Genomic DNA, 24799 nt, shown 5'->3' with positions numbered 1-24799 from the left:
GATCCTACGGCATAAACCACGCAGGCGCTACGGCATTCGCGTAAAATTGAAGGCCTGCCCGGAGCGGGGCAGCTACAAGTCGCAAGCAAATGACCTCCACAGGAGTTGCCCAAATGCCCACAGACCGAAGCACGACCGACTCTTCCGCAGGCGCTACCAGCGCCTCAGGAACCAACCAAGCTACACCCCCTGGCGCGCCGCCGTCGTCGGCTCATTCCAAGAGCCCGCGCAAGCCGAAGCTGCTCGCGCGCCGCCGACTCAAGGAGTCGGACGTTAATGTCGTCAACCAGCCCATGCTGAAAAAAGCCCTCGGCGGAACCATCGTGGGCAACACCATGGAATGGTACGACGTCGGCGTGTTCGGCTACCTCATCACCACCATGGGTCCGGTGTTCCTGCCGGAGTCCGACCCCACCACCCAGACGCTGTTCCTGCTGGGCACCTTCGCCGCCACGTTCATTGCCCGTCCCCTGGGCGGCGTGATCTTCGGCTGGATGGGCGACAAGATGGGCCGGCAGAAGATCCTCGCTGCCACGCTGATGCTGATGGCTGCGAGCACGTTCGCCATCGGCCTCCTGCCCGGTTACGCCCAGATCGGGCTGTGGGCCGCAGGCCTCCTGGTGCTGCTGAAGATCGTCCAGGGCTTCTCCACCGGCGGTGAATACGCCGGCGCCACCACGTTCGTCAGCGAATACGCCCCGGACAAGCGCCGCGGGTTCTTCGCCAGCTTCCTGGACCTGGGCAGCTACCTGGGCTTCGCCATCGGGGCCGCCCTGGTCTCGGTCCTGCAGCTGACGCTCGGGCAGGCAGCCATGGAGGAGTGGGGCTGGCGTATTCCGTTCCTGGTGGCCGGGCCCCTGGGCCTGATCGCGGTCTACTTCCGGAGCAAGATCGAGGAGTCCCCCCAGTTCCAGGCCACCCTGGACGCCCAGGAGGATCTCGCGAAGCATGCGGCGTCATCCGACCAGGCAACGGCGAAGGGCCCGGTGGGCATCGTCAAGGCCTACTGGCGCTCCATTATTATTGCCATGATCCTGGTGGCCGCAGCAAACACCGCCGGCTACGCGCTGACGTCCTACATGCCCACCTACCTCACAGAGTCCAAGGGTTACGATCCGGTGCACGGCACCCTCCTGACCATCCCCGTACTGGTGGTCATGAGCCTCTGCATTCCGCTAACCGGAAAGTTGTCGGACCGGATCGGCCGCCGGCCCGTCCTGTGGATCGGCGCAGTCAGCACAGTGGTCCTGGCCACTCCGGCTTTCCTGCTGATCGGCATCGGCGAGATCTGGTCCACCCTGGCCGGCCTGGCGCTGATCGCATTCCCGGTGACGTTCTACGTCGCCAACCTGGCCTCCGCCCTCCCGGCGCAGTTCCCCACCTCCAGCCGGTACGGGGCGATGGGCATCGCGTACAACTTCTCGGTGGCCATTTTCGGTGGCACTACGCCGTTCATCGTGGCAGCCCTCATCAGCGCCACGGGGAACGACATGATGCCGGCGTACTACCTGATGGGTACCTCGCTGGTGGGTGCCGTGGCCATCTACTTCCTCAAGGAGTCGGCCCAGCGCCCGCTGCCTGGATCCATGCCCAGCGTGGATACCCAGGCCGAAGCCCGCGAACTGGTTGCCACGCAGGACGAGAACCCGCTGATCAACCTGGACGAACTCCCGTTCGAGACCCAGGACATCACTGACGCACGCGAGGCCGAAAAGGTTCCTGCCGGCGCCTAGTTGACCGGCGCCTGGTTGCACACCCGGGGGAACAGGTCCTCCCGGACCGGGGCACGTCTTGCAGCCCACGCTCAGAAGGCCCGTCCGCGTGTTTCCCTTGGGGGAAGCACGAAGGGGCGGGCCTTTGGCGCGCCGGCCATAGTGACGTTCCAAGTCCTGCAGCGGGCACTGGACATGACCGGCCCAACCCCGCGGTGATAACTTCCAAAAGGCCACTAATGAACAGCAAGGGGTGATGAGCCATGGAACGCGTCCTCCTGCAGGTGCGCGCGCTCCATCGGTTGGAACCGGCCAACAACGACCACCTGGCGGCGCTGCGCGTTGCCCTCAGCGTTGCGGTTCCGTCGCTCCTGCTCCTGGCAATGGGCCGCGCAGACCTCATGATCTACGCCGTCTTCGGCGCCCTGACCGGCATGTACGGACGGTCGGAGCCGCACCAACTCCGGCTCCGGCACCAGTCCCAGGCCGCCGTCGTCCTGCTGGGCGGTGTAGCAGTGGGCGTATTCCTCTCCGCCAACCATCTCCACTCGTGGTGGCTGGTGGGCGTAGAGGCCCTTCTCGCCGGCGTCGGATCGGTCTTCGCGGACCGTGTGCGGCTCAAGCCCAACGGACCTTTCTTTGGGATCCTGGCGCTGGGGGCCTGCGCTTCGGTGCCCACCGTGGTTCCGTGGCAGGTGGCCATGCTGATCGCCGCAGGGTCCGCCGCGTTCTCCATGCTGGTGGGCTTCGGCGGCTGGATCCGCACCAGGTCCTGGCAGCCTGGCGCCGTCCGGGCTGCCCCGGCCGTGAGCCCTGCCGGGCACCGCGGGATGCTGGTGCATGCTTCCCGGTACATCCTTGCTGTGGGGGCCGCGGGCACCGTAGGTGTCCTCACGGGCAGCGGCCATCCGCACTGGGCAATGGCTGCCGCCGCCGTGCCGCTGGCGGGAGCCGACCTTCCCAGCAGCGTCCGGCGCGGAATACACCGCATCGTGGGGACATTCGTGGGGTTGGCCGTGACCGGCGTCGTGATCATTCCCGGGCCGTGGTCCCTGGCAGGCCTGTTCCCGGGTCGGGAGGCCGTGGTGCTCGCCCTGCTGGTAATTCTCTTCCAGTTCACCACCGAGCTGTTCATGGCCCGCCACTACGGCCTGGCCATGGTTTCCTTCACGCCGGTCATTTTGCTGATGACCCAGCTCGCAGCCCCCGCAGATCCACTGGTCCTGATCCTGGAGCGCGGCGTGGAGACCCTCGTGGGGGCGCTGGTGGGAATCGGCGTTGTGGTGGTTGTACGGCGGGCAGGGTCACGCTCGCCGGCCGCTCTACTGGGGCTTCAGCCCCTGCTTCGGTTTCCGCGGCGGCCCCGCCACTAGCCTTGCCGGCGCCACCCGGGCCACGGCCGCCACTACCTTGTACCTCTTGGAGGGCACCGAGACCGCCTTGCCCCGCGCATTGTCCGCCAGGCCTTCCCGCACCACCCGCTCCGCGTGCAGCCAGGCCCACGACGGCGCCACGGACTTGTCCATGCCCATCCGGTCGTGGAACTCCGTGTGGGTAAAGCCCGGACACACCGCGGTGACCTTGATGCCCTGCTTCGCATAGGCAAGGTTGGCCCAGCGGCTGAAACTCACCAGCCAGGCCTTCGCGGCGGAGTAGGTGCCGCGCGGCAGGAACGCGGCGATACTGGCCACGTTGATGATCCGGCCCTCCCCCCTCTCCAGCATGCCCTTGAGGGCAGCATGGGTAAGCTCCATGGCGGTTTCCCCGTGCAGTTTGAGGTGCTTCTTCTCCTCGGAGATGTGGTTGTCCTCGAAGTTGTGCAGCAAGCCGATCCCGGCGTTGTTGACAAGGATCCCCACCGGCCGCCGCGCGTCGGAAAGACGTTCGACGACGGCGGCCACGCCGGCGTCGTCCGTCAGATCGGCAGGAAGTACCTCAGCAATGGCTCCGTAGCGCCGTTCCAGGCCCGCCGCGGTTTCCTCGAGGCGTTTCCGGTTCCGCGCCACCAGCACCACGTTGCAGCCCTGGGAGGCGAGCTGGCGCGCGAACTCGGACCCCAGGCCCGCGCTGGCCCCGGTGATCAGGGCTGTGGTCCCGGAAAGATCCTGCTGTGCGTGCGGCGTGGTCATGCTGCAAGCCTAGCGAGGCCCCGATCTGCTGTCCCGGTACCCTGCCCGTGTGATGCACGCCTGGCCCTCAGGCGAACCTCGCAAGCGGGTTGGCCAGGCGTCCTGCCATCTGCAGCCCGCCGGAGGGGTCTGCCAGGTCCAGCATCTGCTGGTTGTTGCGCAGCTGGAGGCGGTTGAGGCAGGACAGTTCGAAGTCGGCGGTAAAGAGGTCATGCCGGGAGAACTGGCCGGCAAGTTCCGGATGCTCCGCTTCGTATTCCTTGATGGCGGTGGCGGCAATCCTCCAGAAGTCGACCTGGTCAAGCTTTCCGTCCTCATCCAGGAGCGCGGCCAGGAAGCGGAAGATGCAGTCGAAGACGTCAGTGAAGATCGCCAGCACCTTCTGGCGGTCCGGAATTTCCGCCCGGATCCGGGACACTTCCTCCGGCAGGTCCAGCCGGTCTCCCATCACCACGATCTCCTCGGCGATGTCCTTCATGACGGCCCTCACCGGTACGCCGTTCTCCAGTACCAGGATCACGTTCTCGCCGTGCGGCATGAACGCCAGCTCATACCGGAACAGGCAATGCACCAGTGGAACCAGGTAAACCTCGAAGTACCGCCGCAGCCAGTCCTCTGCGGTCAGGCCGGAGCGTTCGATGAACGCCGAAACCAGGGGCGTGCCGTCCGCGTCAACGTGCAGGAGGGCGGCCATGGTGGACAGCTGCTGGCCGTCCTGCAACAGCGAGAGCGGGCTTTCCCGCCACAGCGCGGAGAGCATCTTGCGGTAGGGCGACCCGCCGGCGGATCCTGCCTCGTAGTAGCCGTTGCGGTAGCCGATGGCGGCGGCTTCGCCGATCATGGTGAATCCGCGGCGCTGAAGCGCATCGTCCGCCTCGATCAGGTTCCGGAGCCAGTCATTGATGGCCGGGGTGGCCTTCATGTACTCCGGCGACAGCCCGCGCATGAAGCCCATGTTCAGCACGGACATGGCCGTCTTGACGTAGTGGCGGGTGGGGTCGCTGGTGTTGAAGAAGGTCCGGATGGACTGCTGCGCCTGGTAGCTGTCCGTCCCAGTGCCCAGATAGACGATGCGTTGCCGGGCAATCTCTGCCGCGAACGTAACCGTGAGCTTGTTCTCCCACTGCCAGGGGTGCACGGGCATAAGGAAGTACTGGTCCGGATTCAGTCCGTGCAGCTGCAGTGCGGAGGTGAAGGTGCCCAGCAGGGGTCCGAGTTCGGCCTGCAGGTGTGCCCGGTAATCAAGTCCTTCCGATGCCGTGAAGACGGCGTGGCTCCGGTGCACGGCGATCCACTCCAGCTGCACCGGAGCACCCGTTTCGGGTGCGAAGGCGTGGTAGTCGCTGATGCCGAAGCCCAGGCGCCCGTTGTTGGCAACAAAGCAGGGGTGGCCCTCGGTCATGCTGCGCTCAATGGCCTGGAAGTCGGCAGCCGGGTTCTCGCCGCCGGTGATCCCGGCAGCGAGTTCAACGGCCGACGGCTGGCCCGCCCACTGCTTGTAGGCGTGGCTTGCCAGGGTGCTGCTGACTTCTTCCAGATAGACAGGGAGCATTTGGAGGTCGATGCCCAGGGTTTCGTGGAACGCCGTGATGAACTCCAGTACGTCCAGCGGCGCTTCCGCATCGTCCCGGAAGTGCCGGATGGAGCGGGGATCGATGGACCAGTGGTCCATCTCCAGGATCCGGGCGTTAAACCGGTACTCGGAGGTGCCGCCGTCGCCGCGGAGGCGGTAGCTGCCGCTCCCGCCCGCATCGGCCCCCTCCCCTACACGTTCCGGCGTGAGGATCCGTTCGTGGGTGAACTCGGCCAGGGCCTTGCGGAGCAGGTGCCGGTTGGCGTTGTCCCACTTCTCCCCCGTGAGATGGGGTGCCGGGCCGGCCGAGGGCTGCTGCCCGGGGGTGGCAGTCGTGGCGAAATCGAGATCGATAGTCATAGTTGTGCTCCCTGGATCATGGGTGTGCGGACGGGGGGAAGGGATGTTCGGGCGGCCAGGTAGCGGTCACGGCTGCAGAAGCTCAGCAGCGCGTCCTTGTCTGGAAGGTTGACCACCCCGGCGGGCTGGAAACCAAGCCGGGCGTTGAGGGCCTGGATCCTGGTGTTACCGGCATCCGGCTCCACCACCACCCGGTCCACTCCGGGCCTGCTGAAGAGCCGTGCCAGGACGGCGTCCATCACCGCGGCGGTGTAGCCCCGCACCGGAGCGACCGACGGCGGCGCCACCAGCAAGTGCATCCCCACGTCACCGGGGAGGACGGGGTAGACCGCGCCCAACGGTGACGATGCGGGGAGGTATTCCTCCGTCAGGAAGGCGGGGACGCCGTGGTCGAGCCCCAGCAGGGCATGATGGTGGCCACTGGCCTGGATCTTTGTGTATTCCTCGACCACGTCCTCAAGGCTGGCGGACAGCATGCCCCAGAAGGAAGCGTAGGGCTGGATCACCCAACTGCGCAGGAGCGGTGCATCGGCTTGGGGGTCGAGGCAACGGAAGGTGAATGTCATGCCGGCACCGGCCCAATCTCCAGCGGGGAACCCACCTTCGCTGGGGCCCCGAAATGCTGGAAGGCAATGCTGCGCTCCACCGGGTACACCTCGCGGCCCATGATGGCGCGCAGGATGCAGGAGTTGCGGTAGGCACCCATCCCCAGGTCAGGGGTGACGAATCCGTGCGTGTGCAGTTCGGCGTTCTGGACGAAGATCTCTCCGGGTTCCACGCCGGCGCTGTAGTTCCGGTCCACGGCGAACCTTCCTGCACTGTCCCGGGCGATCCGGTCCTGGATGCCCGCAAGGAAGCCCGGCTCCTGGTAGCCGTAGCCGGTGGCGAGCACCACTGCCTCGCTCTCCAGCGTGTAGGCAGTGCCCTGCTCACCGTGCTTCAGATGCAGGATGTGTGTTCCGGCATCAGCGTCCCATTCAGCCGCAGTGAGCGTGGAGTGGGTCAGCAGTTGCGTGTCCACCGTGCCGGAGATGCTCTTGGTGTAGAGGAGGTCGTAGATGGCATCGATCAGGTCCGAGTTGATGCCCTTGTAGAGGTTCTTCTGGGTTTTGGTGAGATGGTCGCGCTGGTGCTGAGGGAGTGCGTGGAAGTAGTCAACGTACTCGGGCGAGGTCATCTCCAGGGTCAGCTTGGTGTACTCCAGCGGGAAGAACCGCCCGGAACGGGTAACCCAGTTCAGCTGGTAGCCGTGGATGTCCGATTCCTGAAGCAGTTGGTAGTAGATCTCGGCCGCGCTCTGGCCGCTGCCCAGAATGGTGATGCTGCGTTGCTCCTGCAGTTCCGCCTTCCGGGACAGGTAGTCGGCGTTGTGCAGGACCACTCCCCCGCTGCCGGAAGCAGTGGCGGCAGCGATTCCTGCCGCAGCTTCGGGTAGGTACGGGGAGGTGCCGGTGCCGAGCACCAGCCGGCGCGCCAGCAGTACCTCCGGGCCTTCCGGACCCGAGACGGAAAGCCGGTACACACCGCGGTCGTACGCTGTTTCCAGCACAGCTGTGCTAAAACGGACGGAGGGCAGCTGCCCGGCCACCCACTGGCAGTACTGGTTGTACTCTGCACGCAGGGGGTAGAAGTTTTCCCGGATGTAGAAGCGGTACAGCCGGCCGGTCTGCTTGAGGAAGTTCAGGAACGAGTAGGGCGAGGTGGGGTCGGCCAGCGTCACGAGGTCCGCCATAAAGGGCACCTGCAGGTGGGCCGGCTCCAGCATCATGCCGGGGTGCCAGTCAAATGACTCGCAGCGTTCCAGGAAGATGCCGTCCAGCCCTTCCACCGGCTCGGCGAGCGCTGCCAGTCCAAGGTTGAAAGGTCCGACGCCGATGGCGGCGAAGTCGTAGATCCTGCCGGAGTTGGGGGTGCTCATGCGGCCACCTCCCGGCGCAGCAGTCCGGCGCCCGTGCGGCGCAGGAGATTGATGATGCCCGAGATGTCCTCCAGCGTGGCCTCGGCGTTGAGGAGGGTGAACTTCAGGTAGTGGCGGCCGCCCACCACGGTTCCGGCAACCACGGCTTCCCCGGAGGTGAAGACGGCGGCGCGGATGGCGGGATTGAGGACGTCGGCGTCGTCTTCACTGAGCCGCCCTCCGCCGTCCAACCGGGGCCGGTACCGAAACACCAGGGTGCTGAGCTGCGGTGGGGCGGCAAGCTCGAAGTCGTGTTCGGCCTCAAGGCGCGCGCCCACGCGGGCAGCGAGGTCGATGGCTTCGTCGAACAGGGCCCCAATGGCGTCCGCGCCCATGATCCGGAGGGTGAGCCATAGCTTCAGGGCATCGAACCGCCGGGTTGTCTGGATGCTCTTGTCCACCTGGTTGGGGATAGCTGCCAGCGCCGCGCTTTGCGGGTTCAGGTAGTCCGCATAGTAGGTGATGTGGCGCAGCACAGCCCGTTCGCGGACCAGCAGGGCGCTGGAGCTGACCGGCTGGAAAAAGGTCTTGTGGAAGTCCACGGTGACCGAGTCGGCAAGCCGGGTGCCGTCGAGGAGGTGCCGGTAGCGGCAGGACACCAAAAGGCCGCCGCCATAGGCAGCATCGACATGGAACCATGCACCGTAAGCCCGCGCCAGCGCTGCGATCTCCGCGAGCGGGTCCACCGCACCGAAGTCGGTGGTGCCCGCGGTGGCCACCACCGCCATCGGGGTCAGCCCGGCGCGGCGCGCCTCGGCCATGGCTTCGGCGAGGGCGGCAGGGTCCATCCGGTGGTCCGGCGTGCACGGGACGCTGATGACGGCGTCGAACCCCAGGCCCAGCATCGATGACGACTTCTGGATGCTGAAGTGGCTGTCCTCGGACGTGAAGATCCGTAGCGTGTCCAGCAGCGCCGGAAGCCGGAGTCCGGTGCGCGCAGGGTCCTGCCGCAGGCCGGCAACAGCGTGGTTGCGGGCGATCAGCAGGGCCTGGAGGTTGGACTGGCTGCCGCCAGAGGTGAAGATGCCGTCGGAGTCGATGCCGAGGCCCAGTCGTTCTGCCGTCCAGTCAATGAGCCGGCGTTCGATCATGGTGGCCCCTGCACTCTGGTCCCACGTGTCCATGGAGGAGTTCACCGCGGACAGGACAGCCTCGCCCACCAGCGCAGGGATGACCACGGGGCAGTTGAGGTGGGCGGCATACTTGGCGTCGTGGAAGTACACGGCATCGCGCAGGTACACGTCCTCAAGTTCCTGGAGGGCGGCTGCGGTGTCCGGCAGGGGTGTTTCGAGGTCCACGGCGCCAATGCGGGCCTCCATCTCGGAAGGTCCGACGCCAGTGAACGGCCGGGTGGTCCGCTCCAGTTTGGTGGCTACGGCTGTGACCGCCTGCAGCACTTGGGCCACGTACCGGGGTGAGTTGCGCGCGTTAAGGAGGTGGTTGCTGGCCCCCAGCGCGAGTTCCACGCGCGAGCCGAAATCCTTGCCAGTGCGTTCCTGGCCAGTGCCCGCACGTTCTGGCAGTTCTTGGCATGGCCCGTTCGGGCGGGTGGCTTCCTGGGTGTTGGGCGGGTCTTCCACGTCCAACTCATCAAGGCGGGGCATCAGCGGCACGGTCTTCCTTCGGTCAGCTTTCCTTCGAACAAAGGCAAGCCTTACTTAGGTGACCCTTTTAATCAAACTTTTGTGATGTATTTAGCCAAAGCGCTGGCAATCTGCCCCATATCGCCTCCTCGCGACGTCATTGACTGGCAGCCAACGCCCTCCTGCTGCAGAATGTGCGGCCCCGCGGACAGTAGGCGTGACAGCATGCAGGACGGCAGGACGCAGGGCGCGGAAGTGGAAGGCGCCCGGGTTAGGGGTTGGCATGCCGGCGGCCAAACCCGTGTATGGAGGAACGCCGACGACTTTCATGATCTCCAGCTTTGTCCCGTACGCAGTACTCACGGGCTTGCAGCGCTTATCTGCCTGCTGTTCCGGCCCGGCGGGTGGAGGCTGCAGTGGCGGCGCTGGCGGCCAGCGAGCCGGGGACGTGACACCCAACTTGCCGAAGAATTAGTAAGCATGCTTTGCTTATGGGGTAAATGAACCTCCGCAAGCAGTTCGCGGCGGGGCTGCCAACGCCGGCAGCTTCGTGAAGAAGCCCAAGGATGAACATCATGACCACCGCTACAGACAACCAGCTTACGGTGCCCGGGGAGCCCGCCGCAGCAGCAGGAACTCAGCTGGGCTTCACCAGGCCCGCAGATATGGGCTTGCTGGTGACGCTGAATTCACGCATGCACTGCCGTGCCCCGATGCAGCTGGTGGATCCGGAAGCACTCCCCGTTCGGCTTCCCGTGTATGTGGACGGAACCACGGTGGTCCCGGTGGGCGTGGGCATGGGTGCGGTCTCCGAGCACGTGGAAACCTACCGTTGCGCCTGCGGATTCACCATCGACGTCCCGGTCCTCAGCGGACACGCGCTGGCCAGCTGACTCCGGCCAGGGGCAGGGAGCTCCGGATTGGGAGGGCGCCGGAGGCTCAGGGCCAGTCGACGAACTGTTCGTACCCCTCATGCTTGCGCAGGTAGCCTGCGATGAAGGGGCAATGGGGAATGATCCGCTTGCCGGTGGCTACGACGTCGTCGAGGGCGAAATGGGCCAGCACCTTCCCCAGGCCCTGGCCTTCGAAGCCCTCGGACGTTTCGGTGTGGCTGAAGTCGATGTGCCCGGGTTTGTCGTCAAAGAAGGATCGAACAGCCAGTTTCCCGTCCACCCGCAGTTCATACCAGCCCTCTGCATCGTTGCGTGCCAGCGAGACGTCCGGGCTGAACTGGTCTTCGGTGGAAGTCATGTTCTCGGTCATGGTTCGACACTGGCACTACTTCACTCCGCTGGCAATGCCCCGGGCCCCCAGTGTCCTACCCAACCGGAAGTGGCCGGGGGCGGTGATGCCAGGACTGAATGTCAGCTCCCGCTTCACCGACTCCCCCGCCAGCTGGAGCGCCGGCAACAAGAACCGTGTTGAACGGGTACCGGTTATCCCGCCAACGGCATGACCAGCACCAAGCCAAGGCGGTGAGCCGGCCAACGGGTTGCCTACCGGAACAGTTCCTTGGCTGTGGGAGCGGATCCGGTCCGCAGCGGGCGCCGCATGCCGTGGAGCAGCACCAGTGCCACCAGGAAACAGGCCGCCCCCGCACCCAGCAGTCCCAGCGTCAGCCCGTTGATCGCGGCCCCTACCGCGGGGGCGAAGACAACCACGACGGCGGCCGCCACCGCCAGGGTGGGCCGACGGCGGCCGCGGAGGGGCGTCGTCGGCCGGTCCTCCAGGCGGCCAAATGCCGCCACGGCCGGCAGCAGCAGCAGGAGCAAGGCCAGCAGGACAAGGGGCCGTGCCCACCACCACTCCGCCGTTCCGGCGGCAGGCTTGGGGACGGAGGTGAGGAGGAGCAGTCCTGACATTCCCACCAGCAGCGGAAGGTGCCACAGGTACACGGTCAGCGAGCGGCCGCCCGCCACCCGCAGCATCGTCCGCACCCAGCCGAGGGAGCAGAGCGGCACGAGTGCAGGCCGGGCCAGTTCTATCAGGGCGGCCTGCGAAATGCCCAGGAGGAGGAGGGTCAGGTTCGGCGGGTTGAGGTTCACCAGCATGTTCCCGGAATACAGGCCCAGGGCTGCGACAAAGCCGAGCAGGAGGTTCGCGGCGAGGATGAGCGCAAGCAGGCGTGACTTGGAGAGCCTGGCGAAGCGGCCGTCAGCCGCCAGGAACCCCAGTTGCTGCACCGCGCACCACAGGAACACCAGGTTGGCATACGCGAGCAGGGGCAGGGTCCCGCGGAGGCAGTCAATGGCCACCACCAGGGCAGCGAGGACCCCCATTGCCAGCCAGGGGCTCCGCGCATGGAAGGCGGCCAGCAGCGGAATGGCCAGCTGCGCCGCCAGGTACGCCGCAAGGAACCAGAGCGGCATTCCGGCACCGGCAGCCATCAGCTGCACCGCCTGCGGATGCACGCCCAGCAGCCCGGCCGTCCAGAGCCCAAGGAACATTGCCGCCAGCAGCGCGACGGCGGGCCGCACCATCCGCAGGAGCCGTGCGTGGAGGAACTCGGCGGCGGTGCCGCCCTGGGCCTTGAGCCGCTGCCAGGACTGCAGCCCTGTGGCGCCGCCGGCTACGAAGAACAGCGGCATGACCATGAACACCCAGATCACGGGCTCGAACCAGTCCTGCTCGGCCAGGGTGTTGTGGGTGGTGACTGTTCCGTCCGGATGGAGGACGGGGCTGACCATCTTGGAGTGGCCAACCACCACCAGTGCCAGGCAAATGAACCGGACAAGGTCGATCACCTCGTCACGGCTGGCTGCCGGTCCGGGCTGCGGGGATGTCCCCTGCTCCTGTACGCCGCCCACGTTCAATCCTTTTTGCGGAAACTGCTTGATACAGCTCCATTGTGCGCCCGGCAGCAGGCCCAGGTTAAGGGTGCGCCTGTGAAGGGCCGGCGCAACGAAGGGAGGCCAGGATCATGGGTTGATCCTGGCCTCCTCCGGCGGGAACAAAGTCAACGCGTGAGCGTCGCCAGCGCCGTGGTTGCGAAGTCGCGGGCCGAGCTGTTCCAGTGGCCCAGGAGGGCCTGCAGGTTCTCGCCGTCGGCGCGGTGTCCGGGAAGTTGCTCCTCAAGCGTTGCCAGGATGCCGGTGCGGAGTTCCGTGTTGAAGTTGACCTTGCCAACGTTCATGGAGGCCGCCTTCACCAACTCCTCCGCCGGGATGCCGGAGGCCCCGTGGAGGACCAGCGGAATGTGGGTGCGCACGGCAATGTCCTGCAACACGTCCCAGCGCAGCTGCGGCTCGCCCTTGTACTTGCCGTGGACGTTTCCGACGGCGACAGCCAGCAGTTCCGCGCCGGTCCGGGCCACGAAGTCCTCCACCACGGCGGAGTCGGTCAGGCCGGCCACGGCGACGCCGGAATGGTCCGCGCCGAAGGCGCGGTCCTCGTCGCCGGCGAGCCCGCCCAGCTCGGCTTCCAGCACCACGTCCGGGCCCAGCAGCGCGCGGGCCGCCTGGACCAGCGCAATGTTGTCCTCGTAAGGAAGGGAGGAACCGTCGGCGAGGACGGAATCGGCCCCCGCCGCGACGGCGTCGGCCATCACGTGAAGGTCGGTTGCGTGGTCAAGCTGCACGGCCACCGGGACGGAGGCAGCGTCAGCGAGGCCGCGGAGGGCCCCGATGAGGCGCAGGCCGTTCGACGTGGCGGCAGTCTTGGGGGCCACCAGCAGGATGGCGCCGCGGCCGGATTCTTCCGCCGCCGCCACTACGGCCAGCGCCGTGGTGAAGTCGTAGCAGGTGAAGGCCGGGACCGCGGAACCGTGCTGGAGGGCAGAGGTAACCAGGTGGTCGAGTCGGGTGCGCATCAGACGCCCAGGCCTCCCACCAGGATCCAGGCCACGAAGGTCAGCACGAAGCCGGCCAGGCCCAGGATGGTGGTGAGAACGGTCCAGGTCTTGAGGCCGTCGGAAACGGTGAGGCCGTAGTAGCGCACCACCGTCCAGAATCCGGCGTCGGTGACGTGGGACAGGCCCAGCGAACCAAAGCCGATGGCGATAACGATCACGGCGATTTGGGCCGGGGTGTAGCCGCCTTCCATCACGGCCGAGGTCAGCAGGCCGGTGGTGGTCACGATGGCAACGGTGGCCGAACCCTGCGCGGCGCGGAGGGCCAGCGAGATCACGAAGCCCAGTGCGATGACGGGCAGGCCCAGGTGGTCCAGGGTCTGGGACAGGGCAGCGCCGATCCCGGAAGTGCGCAGGACTTCACCGAACACGCCGCCGGCGGCCACCACCATCAGGATCGAGGCGATGGGAGGCAGCGCGCCCTCGAAGATTTCGCCGGTTTCCTTCAGCGACCAGTTGCGGCGGACGGCCAGCAGGAAGAAGGACAGCGCGACAGCCACCAGGAGCGCGAAGAACGGGTTGCCGATGAACGCCGCCAGGCCGTACCAGGAGTTGTCCTTGGGGATGGAGAGGGTGCCCAGGGTGCCCAGCAGGATCTGCACAATCGGGGCGGCGATGAGGAAGATGATCAGGCCGGGACGGGGCGGGGCAACAGCCATGGCGCCGGGGCCGTCGTGGCCCACCTTGACCAGCGAGTCGGAGCCGAATTCCTCAACCTGCGCCTTGACGGACGGGAGGAGTTCGTAGTCCTTGCGGTTCATGATGCTGGCAACCCAGTAGGACAGGAAGCCCAGGGGAATACAGATGGCCAGGGAGATCAGGGTGATGAGCCCAATGTCGGCACCGAAGACGCCGGCACCTGCCACGATGCCCGGGTGCGGCGGAACGGCCACGTGGATGGCGAGCATGATGCCGGCCATGGGCAGTCCGAACTTCACCGGGTGCACGTTGGCGATCTTGGCGAAGGCATAGACGATGGGCACCAGCACAATGACGCCGACTTCAAAGAAGACCGGGATGGCCACCAGGAAGCCGACGGCGGTGAGGGCCACGGCAACGCGTTTGGCACCGAGTTTTTCGGTGAAGTGGGCGGCGAGGGACTGGACGCCGCCGGAAACCTCGATCATGCGGCCCAGGACGGCGCCGAGTGCAATCAACAGTGCCACCTTGCCCATGGTGCTGCCCACGCCGTTGGCCACAACGGTGAAGACGTCCTTGAGCGGGATCTGGGCGGCAACAGCCACCAGGATGCTGACGGTGAGCAGGGCAACGAAGGCCTGGATCTTGAAGCGGATGATCATCACCAGCAGCAGGGCGATGCCGAGTGCTGCGATGGTCAGGAGCAGCGGAGTGCCGAGCTCCACCGCGGGTTTGATGGCCGGAGTTTCAGCCGCCCGCACGATCAGCGGGTACATCAGGTGGTTCATTAGGGAGTGTCTCCTTTGACAAGCCAGTCTTCCAGAAGACGGGCCATCAGGCGCTGGTTGTTTCTTAGTCGGGGAATCGCATGGGGCACGACGACGGCGGAGGGGGGACCGCCGTCGTCGCACCTTCGCTTGGGAGTTCTTGTCCAGCTATGCAGGCCTGGAGGGCCCTTGAGCCGGCATACCTGGACAAAACTCCGGAGGGAGGGGAAGGGTTAGCTGGTGCGCTTGGTGGGGGCGACAACCTTGATGACGGCGGAGTCGTCGGCGGCGGCGAGGCCCTGGGCCTGGCCCAGCAGGTAGAGCTGCTCGGCAGCGGCGGCAACCGGGGCCGCCAGGCCGGCGGCACGGGTGGCCTTGCCCACGATGCCCATGTCCTTGACGAAGATGTCCAGGCGGGAGAGGACCTCGGCGCCTTCCTCGTTGTAGGCCTCGAGGATGCGCGGGCCGCGGTTGGAGAGCATGAACGAACCGGCAGCACCCGCCTCGAGGGCGGCGAGGGTCTTGGCCTGGTCCAGGCCCAGCGCGTCGGCCAGGGCCAGGGCCTCGGCGGCGGCGGCGATATGGACGCCGCAGAGGAGCTGGTTAACGGTCTTGAGGGCCTGGCCGTCGCCGGGCTTGTCGCCCACGACGGTCAGTGTGGACGCCAGCAGTTCCAGCGCGGGGGCTGCCTTTTCGCGCGCTTCGGGGGACGCGCCGACGACGATCAGCAGGTCGCCTTCGCCGGCACGCTTGGGGCCGCCGGACAGAGGTGCGTCAACGAGGTCCACGCCGTATTCGGCCAGCTTGGCCACGGTGGCGGGGATGGCTTCGGTGCCCACGGTGCTGCCCAGGATGACGACGGCGCCGGGTTCCAGCACGGAGGCCACGCCGTTCTCGCCGAAGAGGACGTCGTTGAGTTGCTCGCCGTTGCGGACCGCCAGGAGCACCGCGTCGGCACCCTTGGCCGCCTCGCGGGCCGAGGCGAAGGTGGCGATGCCGGCCTCTTCGGCGAGCTTCAGGCGCGGCTCGGCGATGTCGAAGCCGTGGACGGTCAGCTGGGAAGCAAGGCGCGTGGCCATGGGCAGGCCCATGGCGCCCAGGCCCAGGACGGTGACGGTGTAGTTGCTGGTCATGGTGTTCTCCTGTGAACGGTTAGAAAGTGGCGCTGAGCTTGCGGGTGACTGCGGCGAGTGACTGGTCATCCCCCACGTTGCCGGCGAAGACGATGTACGGGATGCCCTTGGCGGGGCCGTCAACGGGCTCCCAGAGGGAGACGATGCCCGGCAGCATGGGGCCGCGGACAACGGCGTGGCGGATTTCCAGGCCGTGCGCGGCGACGTCCGAGGAGGTGATGCCGCCCTTGGCGATGACGAACCGCGGCGGGAAGGTCTTCAGCGTCCGGTTCACCACGGCGACGACGGCGGCAGAAACAGTGCGCGCGATCCGCAGGCTTTCGGCGGGGTCGTCCGCCTTGATGAGCAGCCGGCTGGTGTGGACGATGACGTCGCCGCTATTAAGGGCCTCGACGACGGTATCCACGGTCTGGTCCAGGTGGGCGTCCGCATCCGGGCCGAGGAGCTTTTCGACGTCGATCTCAACGATGCGGGCGGAGCTGTGCTGTTCCGTCAGCGCCTTGAGCTGGCGGGTGGTGACGCCGACGTGTGATCCGACGACGATGAGGCCGCCGGCCTCGGAGGGGGTGTTGCCGGCGTAGGCCTCGGCGCCGCTGAGTTCGGTGCGGATTTCCTGGCCGATCCGGGCACGGACGAACGGCGGGCCCACGCGGTAAAGGAGCTTCTTGCCGCGCCGCTCCGCTTCTTCCAGGCCGAGGGACAGGGCACGGAGGTCGTTTTCGGTGACGATGTCCGCCACGATCGGGGTGGAATCCGTGGCGGCTTCGATGGCGTCGGCGATGGCGTGGGCGGAGATGGCTGGGTCCTGGGCAGCCCCGCCGGCGCGGATGATGTTGAGGTCCAGGACGATGACCGTGTCCGCTGGGAACCGGCCCTTGGACTTCTCCTCGACGTAGTCGGCCATCACGGAGGTGGAAAAGCCGAAGGTGGCGTCCTTGGCGAACTCCGTTTCGGATACGGGGATGAGGGTGCCGGCCGCGTCTCCGGTGCCGCGCATGTAGTGGATGCCGCCGATGGTGACCCGCCCGGCGTCCGGGAAGGCTGGAACCAGCACAACGCCGTCGGTCTTTTCCCCGCTGACCTCTGACGCCGTAGCGGCAATGACGTCCGGTTCCAGCGGGTAGTGGCCGCGGAGGGTGGAATCGCTGCGGCTGACGAAGCCAAGCCTTAGCTCCCCGGGAGACCCCGCCGCGGTGAGCGCATTGCGCACCACCTCTTCATTGCGGGCAGCGGCTTCAGCAGGGTCCAGGCTGCGGGTATTGGTCAGGACATAAACGGCTGGCTTGGACTGCCCGAAGGCCCAGATGAAGTCCTCCACGTCCCAGCGGGTGAGCACCGGCAGATCTGCCACGGACTGCGTTCCGGTGGGGTCGTCGTCGAGCACGACCAGTACGCGCGGGGTTTCCGCGTTGGCGGCGGCCAAGGTGCTGGCCACCAGTTCGGCGGGAATCGGGACCTCGGCCGGGTACGCGGCCAGGACGTCTGCTTCAAGCGTCACAGTGCACTCCGTTGTGTATCGATCCTCGCGGATCCTGATGTAAAGGTATCTGTAAGATGTCAGACATCTTGCATTTGGTTGCTAGTGTGGCACAGGACATAACGACGCGCAAGTAGACTTGTCAGACATATCCAATGACGGAAACAACGGGGGCAGCATGGCGAGGCAATCACTGGTGGGCCAGGTGGCGGACGAGCTCCTGGACCGCATCATTGCCGGTGAGTTCCCACCCGGCGCCACCGTCCCCGGAGAGCATGAGCTCAGCGCCCGGCATGAGGTCAGCCGGATGACGGTCCGCGAGGCCATGAAGACGCTCCAGGCGCAGCGGATCCTGAGCGTCGAGCGGGGACGGGGCACTTTTGTGAACCCCCTCAACCGCTGGGCGTCGCTGGAAGCCGTGCTGCGGGCCGCTTCCGAAGGCAAGAATGAGGCTGATGCCTCCATCCAGCTCATCGAGCTGCGGCGGATGCTGGAAACGGGCGCATGTGAACTGGCGGCGGGACGGATCAGCGACGCTGACATCCAGGCCCTGTATGGCTACGTGGCTGCGATGCGTGCCGCCCACGACGTCAACGACGTGGCTGCATTCGTGGACGCGGACCTGGCCTTCCACGACCTGATCCTGCATGCCTCCGGGAACGTTTTTGTGGCTGTGCTGTTCGAGCCGCTGCACCGGGTCCTGGAAAAGCGGCGCACCGAAACCTCAGCTTTCCGCGAGATCCAGGAGCACGCGATCGGCCATCACCAGAACATCGCCGAGGCGCTGGAATCCCGCGATCCCGTGCGCTCGCGGCAGGCCATGGATGCCCATATGCAACAGACCCTGGACGACCTCAGGAACCTGGTCCTCGAGGCAAAGTAGCCAGTCCAGCCTGGGGGCGGTGCGGAACATCCGGATAAGGGCTGGTCAACGTTCCGGCGGTGCCACTAGTCTTCAAGGACCGCCCGCAACCGGGAGCACCGTTGATCACGAGGAGCGAAGTTGTCCAACCACACGTACAGCATTTCTGAAATCGTCGGCACATCGGACCAGGGAGTGGACGACGCCGTCCGCAACGGGATCGCCAAGGCCTCCCAGACACTCCGCAACCTTGACTGGTTCGAGGTCAAGGAAATCCGGGGCCACCTGGAAGAGGGCAAGATCGCGGACTGGCAGGTCACCATCAAGATCGGTTTCCGACTCGAAGAACACTAAGTCCCGCTCAGCTGGCCCGCAGTTAACGTCGATAAACCCGATCTTGGAGACGTTGGCTGCGGGCCGGTCCGCTTGTAGCTACTTCGCCTTTAACTAGTTCGCCGAGACCGCGCCGGCCGAGCGCCGCCGCCAAACGGTTGGAACGCCGTCGAACGCTGGAAACACGTGTCCTTCGAAGAAGGACAGCACGGTGTGCGGGTCATGGTCCGGGCTCCAGAGGCCCGAGGCCGGGCAGTGCGAGCCAGTGGCCGTGGAGGGGGCGCCGGCGGCGGCAGCCTGGCGTTCCTTGAGCAGTGCGATGCGTTTCATCGTTGAGACCATCCTTGGTGGAGAAACCTTGTTCCTCCAGCCTAGGAAAAGCGCAATCTTTCCCCAATGGGCTCGTGGCCAGAAACCCGTGCCCTCACTGGCCAAAAGTCCAATGGCTCCGGCCGCTGTCACTCCCTGGTTTCGGCCGTGGCCGGGGCGGAGTTGCGGCCGGATTCCCGCTCGGCCGCCGGCCCGTGCGCTCCCAGGCTGCCGAGCAGTGCAAGGGCGTCGGCGGACGGCGAACCGGCCCTGGCCGAATACACCCGAAGCGCCTGGGCGGGATCGTCAGGGAGGACAAGGTTTTCGAAGTTCAGCTCCAGGTCCCCGACGGCGGGATGGTGCAGCCGCACGTTTCCCGCCGACCGCGTGGCCACCCGGTGCCCGGCCCACCATTGGCGGAAATGCTCGCTGTGGACCGCAAGTTCGCCCACCAGCTGGTTGGCCTGGGCATCGTTGGGGTGCCGGCCTACGTCCAGCCTCAACGCTCCGGCCGCTTCGGCCGCCACGGTTTTCCAGTCGCGGAAAAGCTCACGGGCGGAAGGATCAAGAATGAGCCAGCGGGTCAGGTTCCGCTCGGCGGCCGGCAGCGCGGGGAAATCCGCAAACAGCAGGAAGGCCATCCTGTTGCCGGCCAGGACGTCACTGCGCCGCCCCAGCACCATGGCCGGCACGTCACCCATCGCGTCAAGGAGTTGGCGCAGCGCCGGACGGACAGCCTGGGCGCCCGGGGCGCTGGACCGCGCGGATCCTGCACAGTTTTCCAGCAGGTCCATCATGTGCGCATGCTCGCTGCCGTCCAGCCTCAGTGCCCTCGACACTGCGTCAAGGACGGTCCGGGACGGATGGATGTTCCGGCCCTGCTCCAGCCTGACGTAGTAGTCGGTGCTGACCCCTGCCAGCCGGGCGACTTCTTCGCGGCGGAGGCCGGGAACCCTGCGGGCACCGGAGGTGGGCCCCGCGCCGGCATCCTCAGGGCTCAGGCGGGACCGCATGGCTTTGAGGAATTTTCCGAACTCGGCGCTTTGACCCATGCAGACCATTGTGCCCGGCATGGTGGTTCTCTTCTACAACGAAGGTAGGACTGCGAGTCCTAGGAAAAACAGAATCAGGTTCCCCTGCTGACTTCCCGGCCAAAAGTGCATAGGCTCGAAAGCGAGCCAGCGGAAACCGCTTTCTCCCGTCGAGCCACCGGCACCCCCACCCCAGCATGTTTCAAGGAGTCCCAATGTCAGAGCTGACACTGAACAACGGCGTCACCATCCCGCAGCTTGGTTTCGGCGTCTTCCAGGTACCGCCGGAGGACACGCAGCGGACGGTGGAGGACGCCTTCGAGGCCGGATACCGCCATATCGACACGGCCGCTGCTTACCGGAACGAAGCCGGCGTGGGTGCGGCGATCGCGGCCACCGGCATTCCCCGCGAGGACATCTTTGTCACCACCAAGCTCCGGAACGGCGAGCAGGACCGCGCGCAGGAAGCGTTCCAGAACAGCCGCAAGGCCCTTGGCCTCGACTACGTTGACCTCTACCTCATCCACTGGCCGGTCCCGTCGCAGGACTTGTACGTCCAGGCCTGGAAGGAGATGGAACGCCTCTACGAAAACAACCAGATCCGCGCTATCGGCGTCTCCAACTTCCTCGCCGAGCACCTGGACAACCTGCTGAAGTCCTCGGAGATCGTCCCGGCCGTGAACCAGATCGAGCTGCACCCCAGCTACCAGCAGGCAGACCTTGCGGCCAAGTGCCGCGGCCTTGGCATCGCAGTGGAGGCCTACAGCCCGCTGGGACAGGGCGGCGACCTCAACGGCGATGCGGTGACGGGCATTGCCAACGCCCACAACGCCACCCCGGCGCAGGTGGTGCTTGCCTGGCACCTGGCCCAGGGCAATATCGTGATTCCCAAGTCCAGCCAGTCCGCCCGGATCCGGGAGAACTTCGCGGCGTCCGCCCTTACCCTCTCTGATGATGAGCTTGCCGCCATCAGCGCCCTTGAGTCCGGTGCCCGCGTCGGCGCCGATCCCGCCGTCGCCGCCTTCACCCAGCTGTAGCACCCCAGACCAAAAGGATCCAGTCATGCAATACACCCACCTGGGCCGTTCCGGCCTGAAAGTTTCCCGCCTGTGCCTGGGCACCATGAATTTCGGTCCGCAGACGGAGGAAGCGGATGCGCATGCCATCATGGACTCGGCCCATGAGCAGGGCATCAACTTCTTCGACACCGCCAACGTCTATGGCGGGGCCGGCCACCGTGGCTGGACGGAGGAAATCATTGGCCGCTGGTTCGCAAAGGGGGGCGAGCACCGCGAGCGCACGGTCCTGGCCACCAAGCTTTACGGGACCATGACGGACCGGCCCAACGAGTCCAAGCTCTCCGCCTTGAACATCCGCCGCGCCCTTGACGCCAGCCTGAAGCGCCTTCAGACGGACTACATCGACATCTACCAGTTCCACCACATCGACCGGGACACCCCCTGGGACGAAATCTGGCAGGCCATCGAGGTGGCGGTCCAGCAAGGCAAAATCCTCTACTCGGGCAGCAGCAACTTTGCCGGTTGGCACATTGCCCAGGCCCAGGAAGCGGCCAGGCGGCGCAACTACACCGGCCTGGTCAGCGAGCAGTCCATCTACAACCTGTTCATGCGCCAGGTGGAGCTGGAAGTAATTCCGGCCGCACAACAGTATGGGTTGGGGCTCATCCCCTGGTCGCCGCTGCAGGGCGGCCTCCTGGGCGGTGTGCTGAAAAAGGAGCGCGACGGCGTCCGCCGCACCGAGGGCCGCGCGGCCGAAACGCTGAAGAAGCACGAAGACCAGATCCGGCAGTACGAGGATTTCGCCGATGAGCTGGGCCACGAGCCGGGCGACATTGCCCTTTCCTGGCTCCTGCACCAGCCTGCCGTCACGGCACCCATCGTGGGACCGCGGACCCAGGAACAGCTCGACGCCGCCGTCCGGGCATTGGACGTAACTCTGGACGCCGACACCCTTAAGCGGCTGGACGACATCTTCCCGGGGCACCGCACGGCACCGGAAGACTACGCGTGGTGAACCCACCCATCCCTGACGCCGGCACGGTGGCGCCGAGGAGCATCCTTTTCCTCGGCGGCACCGGCGTCATCAGCGCGGCGGCGGCACAACGCGCCGTCGAGCTGGGACACCGGCTGACCATCCTCAACCGGGGCCGGTCCACAACGCCGGTCCCGGAGGGGGCCGAAACCCTCACCGCGGACGTGCGGGACGCCTCCGCGGTCCGCGCAGTGCTGGCCGGGCGCGATTTCGACGCCGTCGCGGACTTCATCACGTACACCCCTGACCATGCCAAGGCGAGCCTGGACCTGTTCACGGGCCGTACCGGGCAGTACGTGTTCATCAGCTCCGCCTCCGCTTACCAGAAGCCGCCCACCCGGCTTCCGATCCGCGAGTCGACGCCCCTGAAGAACCCGTTCTGGCAGTACTCACGGGACAAAATAGGCTGTGAGGAACTGTTCTACCAGGCCTACCGGGAGCAGGATTTCCCGCTCACCGTGGTGCGCCCTTCCCACACCTACGACCGCACCAAGATCGCCATGGTGGGCGGCTGGACGGACATCCACCGGATGCGGGCGGGACTGCCGGTCATGGTGCACGGTGACGGGACCTCGCTGTGGACGCTGACGCACAGCAAGGACTTTGCCAAGGCTTTTGTGGGGCTGCTTGGCCTGCCGCAGGCGGTAGGCGAGAGTTACACCATCACCTCCGACGAGTACATGCCGTGGAACCAGATTTACCGGCTGTTCGCCCGCGCCGCTGGTGTTGCGGACCCGGAACTGGTGCACGTTGCCTCCGAAACCATCGCCGCGCACAGCGAGGACCTGGGCGCGAACCTGCTGGGCGACCGCTCCCACTCAGTGATATTCGACAACACCAAGATCAAGTCCTTGGTCCCCGACTATTGCGCCACCATCCCCTTCGCCGACGGTGCCCGGGAAATCGTGGACTGGCACGACAGGAACCCTGGCCTCCAGGTGGTGGACCGGCAGTTCATGGACCTCAGCGACCGGTTGACCGGCTGGGCCAGGCAGGGTGCCTAAGCAGGCGGCGCTTTCCACTATTCTGCGTATTCAAGGGCCAGGACGGGACGATCCGGGAGAGACTGTTGGAATGACACTTGCACCGCTGATCAAACTCAATGACGGCTACTCCATTCCCCAGGTGGGCCTTGGCACCTGGCCGCTGGACGACGACCAGGCGGCCACCGCCGTCGTGCAGGCCCTGGAAGCCGGATACCGGCACATCGATACCGCCGTGAAATACGGCAACGAGCAGGGCGTGGGCAACGGTATCCGGGCCGGCGGCGTGGACCGTGCCGAGCTGTTCATCACCACCAAGCTGGATGGCCAGTTCCAGGGGAACGACAGGGCGGTGGAAGGACTGGAAGGGTCACTGAGGCGGCTGGGGCTCGATTATGTGGACCTGCTGCTGATCCACTGGCCCTTGCCTGCCCGGGACGAGTACATCTCCACGTGGAAAACTTTCGAGCGGCTCCAGGCGGAGGGAAAAGTGCGCTCCATCGGCGTCTCCAACTTCAAACCCGCCCACTTGGAGCGGCTGATGGCCGCAACGGAAGTGGTCCCCGCCGTCAACCAGATCCAGCTGACCCCGGCGGTCACCCGCGCTGCCGAGCGGGAATTCCACGAAAAACACGGCATTGTCACGGAGTCCTACAGCCCGTTGGGAGGCGCCGGGGCCAACCTCCTCGGTGCGCCCATCCTTTCCCAACTTGCCGAAAAGCACGGAAAAACGCCCGGTCAACTGGTCCTTCGCTGGCATGTTCAGAACGGAATTGTAACGATTCCGAAAACGGCGAATCCGGACCGGATGAGGGAAAACCTGGACATCTTCGATTTCGCCCTGGATCCGCAGGATCTAGCGGAATTATCCGTCCTGGATGAAGGTCCCGGTGCAGGCAATGATTCCGACGTGACGGGGCACTGAAAGGGGCCTGAAGAGGGCTTTTCCATGAACCCGGGGTTGGCAAATAGATAGTAAGCATGATTACTATTGAGGCAGAAGGATGAAGTGCTTCCGGGATCCGGAGGCCTCCTTTACTTAGGAAGAGGAACGAAAAATGGGATTTCTTGCATTTCTGATTCTCGGACTTATTGCTGGTGCGATCGCTAAGGCGATCCTCCCGGGCCGGCAGGGTGGCGGCTGGATCATCACCCTCGTCCTGGGCGTCGTTGGAGCACTCCTCGGCGGCTGGATCGGCGGAATGATCTTCGGCAGCGGACTGCAGGAGTTCTTCTCCCTGCAGACGTGGCTGCTGGCCATCGGCGGCGCGCTTATCGTGCTGCTGGTTTACGGCATGGTCACCAAGCGCGGCGCGCGCGGCTAAATCCCGCGCTAGCCAGGAAACCGGCCCGGGGACAACATCCCCAGGCCGGTTTTCCTATCTCCCGGCCTCTCTGGCCGGAAGTGAAACCTTCTCAGTGAGCAGGAGTTCAGCATGAAAAACAAACTTCTTTTGGGTGTTGGAATTGCCGCCGGATATGTGCTTGGTTCGCGTTCCGGCCGCGCCGCTTACGACAAGCTCAAGGCCCGTGCTGCGGGCATTTGGGACAGTAAGCCTGTACAGGACAAGGTTGCCGTTGCCACGGAGGCCATCAAGGAAAAGGCTCCCGAGGTCGCGGATCAGCTGAGTGAAGCCGCCCGGCGGGCGGGTACGGTGATTGGCTCGGCAGTGCACCGTGAAGGCTCCTCCGGTTCCTCCGGTGAGGCAAAGTCTTCGGCGTCGCCCTCAACGTCCGACGGCGCCACGACGGCGGGTGCTTTCGGCACCTCAGTTCCGGGTACTTCGGCCGGGGCCTCAGGCATTGGCAATTCAGGCACCCTGGGTGGCGACGACCTTGGCGAGGACCACATCCCCGCGCATTCCACCCACCCGGAAACCCTGAACCTCGGCACCTCCGACGAGACCGATTCGAAAGCCTAGCCCGGCATCCCGTCCGGCCTGCAGTGGCCGGTAGCACTTGACAGCGGGAAACTGGCAGGTTTGTGCTACAACTGAATGGCTTTGCTGGCCGTCGCGATCCTTGGGGGACGCGGCGGCCAGCGACGTCTCG

General features: G+C 65.9%; 24 protein-coding genes. 11 read left to right on the top strand and 13 right to left on the bottom strand.

What is annotated here, in order from left to right; genetic code table 11:
• Positions 1–113 precede the first annotated feature (113 nt).
• Both KTR40_RS02095 and KTR40_RS02090 read left to right on the top strand, forming a co-directional pair.
• On the top strand, positions 114–1733 hold the full coding sequence (locus KTR40_RS02095; protein WP_228405138.1) for an MFS transporter: 1620 nt from the start codon (positions 114–116) through the stop codon (positions 1731–1733).
• Positions 1734–1975: 242 nt separating this feature from the next.
• Positions 1976–3085, top strand: coding sequence for an FUSC family protein (locus KTR40_RS02090; protein ID WP_228405137.1), 1110 nt, complete (start codon positions 1976–1978; stop codon positions 3083–3085).
• Here the strand turns inward: KTR40_RS02090 and KTR40_RS02085 are convergent.
• The 5 genes from KTR40_RS02085 to KTR40_RS02065 all read right to left on the bottom strand — a co-directional run bounded on the left by KTR40_RS02085 (position 3035) and on the right by KTR40_RS02065 (position 9335).
• Positions 3035–3841 carry an SDR family oxidoreductase gene (locus tag KTR40_RS02085; protein ID WP_228405136.1) on the bottom strand — a complete coding sequence of 269 codons (807 nt, stop codon included), beginning with the start codon at positions 3839–3841 and terminating at the stop codon, positions 3035–3037. The two genes, KTR40_RS02090 and KTR40_RS02085, sit on opposite strands and share 51 nt — an antisense overlap.
• 67 nt (positions 3842–3908) lie before the next feature.
• Positions 3909–5774, bottom strand: a complete 1866-nt coding sequence (locus tag KTR40_RS02080) for an IucA/IucC family siderophore biosynthesis protein (RefSeq protein ID WP_228405135.1) — start codon at positions 5772–5774, stop codon at positions 3909–3911.
• Positions 5771–6340 carry a GNAT family N-acetyltransferase gene (locus tag KTR40_RS02075; protein ID WP_228405134.1) on the bottom strand — a complete coding sequence of 190 codons (570 nt, stop codon included), beginning with the start codon at positions 6338–6340 and terminating at the stop codon, positions 5771–5773. The genes KTR40_RS02080 and KTR40_RS02075 overlap by 4 nt, the downstream gene beginning before the upstream one ends.
• On the bottom strand, positions 6337–7692 hold the full coding sequence (locus KTR40_RS02070) for a lysine N(6)-hydroxylase/L-ornithine N(5)-oxygenase family protein (protein WP_228405133.1): 1356 nt from the start codon (positions 7690–7692) through the stop codon (positions 6337–6339). The genes KTR40_RS02075 and KTR40_RS02070 overlap by 4 nt, the downstream gene beginning before the upstream one ends.
• Positions 7689–9335, bottom strand: coding sequence for an aspartate aminotransferase family protein (locus KTR40_RS02065; protein WP_228406228.1), 1647 nt, complete (start codon positions 9333–9335; stop codon positions 7689–7691). Before KTR40_RS02065 ends, KTR40_RS02070 begins: the two co-directional genes overlap by 4 nt.
• A 554-nt stretch (positions 9336–9889) precedes the next feature.
• Here KTR40_RS02065 and KTR40_RS02060 point away from each other — a divergent pair.
• Complete coding sequence (locus KTR40_RS02060) at positions 9890–10207, top strand: hypothetical protein (protein ID WP_228405132.1); 318 nt, start codon at positions 9890–9892, stop codon at positions 10205–10207.
• A gap of 46 nt (positions 10208–10253) precedes the next feature.
• Here KTR40_RS02060 and KTR40_RS02055 read toward each other — a convergent pair whose 3' ends face one another.
• The 6 genes from KTR40_RS02055 to KTR40_RS02030 all read right to left on the bottom strand — a co-directional run bounded on the left by KTR40_RS02055 (position 10254) and on the right by KTR40_RS02030 (position 17198).
• On the bottom strand, positions 10254–10577 hold the full coding sequence (locus KTR40_RS02055) for a GNAT family N-acetyltransferase (protein ID WP_139027630.1): 324 nt from the start codon (positions 10575–10577) through the stop codon (positions 10254–10256).
• Between the two features lie 233 nt (positions 10578–10810).
• Positions 10811–12121, bottom strand: coding sequence for an acyltransferase (locus tag KTR40_RS02050; RefSeq protein ID WP_228405131.1), 1311 nt, complete (start codon positions 12119–12121; stop codon positions 10811–10813).
• Between the two features lie 149 nt (positions 12122–12270).
• The gene (locus tag KTR40_RS02045; protein WP_228405130.1) at positions 12271–13122 is read right to left on the bottom strand and encodes a class II fructose-bisphosphate aldolase; all 852 of its coding nucleotides are present in this window, start codon (positions 13120–13122) and stop codon (positions 12271–12273) included.
• Positions 13122–14588: a GntP family transporter gene (locus tag KTR40_RS02040; protein WP_228405129.1), complete on the bottom strand. Its 1467-nt coding sequence runs from the start codon at positions 14586–14588 to the stop codon at positions 13122–13124. Before KTR40_RS02040 ends, KTR40_RS02045 begins: the two co-directional genes overlap by 1 nt.
• A 212-nt stretch (positions 14589–14800) precedes the next feature.
• Entirely contained in the window at positions 14801–15700 is a 900-nt protein-coding gene (locus KTR40_RS02035; protein ID WP_228405128.1) for an NAD(P)-dependent oxidoreductase, read from the bottom strand.
• A gap of 19 nt (positions 15701–15719) precedes the next feature.
• Entirely contained in the window at positions 15720–17198 is a 1479-nt protein-coding gene (locus KTR40_RS02030; RefSeq protein WP_228405127.1) for a four-carbon acid sugar kinase family protein, read from the bottom strand.
• A 157-nt stretch (positions 17199–17355) separates the two neighbouring features.
• On the opposite strand from KTR40_RS02030, the gene KTR40_RS02025 reads away from it, so the two are divergent.
• Both KTR40_RS02025 and KTR40_RS02020 read left to right on the top strand, forming a co-directional pair.
• Positions 17356–18060: a FadR/GntR family transcriptional regulator gene (locus tag KTR40_RS02025; RefSeq protein ID WP_139027624.1), complete on the top strand. Its 705-nt coding sequence runs from the start codon at positions 17356–17358 to the stop codon at positions 18058–18060.
• A gap of 120 nt (positions 18061–18180) precedes the next feature.
• Entirely contained in the window at positions 18181–18393 is a 213-nt protein-coding gene (locus KTR40_RS02020) for a dodecin (RefSeq protein ID WP_139027623.1), read from the top strand.
• A 93-nt stretch (positions 18394–18486) separates the two neighbouring features.
• On the opposite strand, the gene KTR40_RS02015 is transcribed toward KTR40_RS02020, so the two are convergent.
• Both KTR40_RS02015 and KTR40_RS02010 read right to left on the bottom strand, forming a co-directional pair.
• Positions 18487–18702: a hypothetical protein gene (locus tag KTR40_RS02015; protein ID WP_013599563.1), complete on the bottom strand. Its 216-nt coding sequence runs from the start codon at positions 18700–18702 to the stop codon at positions 18487–18489.
• Between the two features lie 128 nt (positions 18703–18830).
• Positions 18831–19733: a helix-turn-helix transcriptional regulator gene (locus tag KTR40_RS02010; RefSeq protein WP_228405126.1), complete on the bottom strand. Its 903-nt coding sequence runs from the start codon at positions 19731–19733 to the stop codon at positions 18831–18833.
• Positions 19734–19927: 194 nt separating this feature from the next.
• Between KTR40_RS02010 and KTR40_RS02005 the strand changes: the two genes are divergently transcribed.
• The 6 genes from KTR40_RS02005 (at position 19928) to KTR40_RS01980 (ending at position 24669) form a co-directional block, all read left to right on the top strand.
• On the top strand, positions 19928–20749 hold the full coding sequence (locus KTR40_RS02005) for an aldo/keto reductase (protein ID WP_228405125.1): 822 nt from the start codon (positions 19928–19930) through the stop codon (positions 20747–20749).
• A 25-nt stretch (positions 20750–20774) separates the two neighbouring features.
• A complete protein-coding gene (locus KTR40_RS02000) occupies positions 20775–21746 on the top strand; it encodes an aldo/keto reductase (protein ID WP_228405124.1) in 972 nt (323 codons plus the stop codon).
• Positions 21740–22768 (top strand): SDR family oxidoreductase, encoded by a 1029-nt coding sequence (locus KTR40_RS01995; RefSeq protein ID WP_228405123.1) that lies wholly within the window; start codon positions 21740–21742, stop codon positions 22766–22768. Before KTR40_RS02000 ends, KTR40_RS01995 begins: the two co-directional genes overlap by 7 nt.
• A gap of 70 nt (positions 22769–22838) precedes the next feature.
• Positions 22839–23672: an aldo/keto reductase gene (locus KTR40_RS01990; RefSeq protein ID WP_139027617.1), complete on the top strand. Its 834-nt coding sequence runs from the start codon at positions 22839–22841 to the stop codon at positions 23670–23672.
• Positions 23673–23805: 133 nt separating this feature from the next.
• A complete protein-coding gene (locus KTR40_RS01985; RefSeq protein ID WP_104996554.1) occupies positions 23806–24072 on the top strand; it encodes a GlsB/YeaQ/YmgE family stress response membrane protein in 267 nt (88 codons plus the stop codon).
• 111 nt (positions 24073–24183) lie between these two features.
• Complete coding sequence (locus KTR40_RS01980; RefSeq protein WP_228405122.1) at positions 24184–24669, top strand: YtxH domain-containing protein; 486 nt, start codon at positions 24184–24186, stop codon at positions 24667–24669.
• The last annotated feature ends 130 nt before the right edge of the window (positions 24670–24799 follow it).

The organism is Pseudarthrobacter sp. L1SW, assembly GCF_020809045.1.
Lineage (GTDB): Bacteria > Actinomycetota > Actinomycetes > Actinomycetales > Micrococcaceae > Arthrobacter.
Note: the sequence above shows the minus strand (reverse complement) of the source record. Positions and strands in the feature narration are given on the sequence as shown.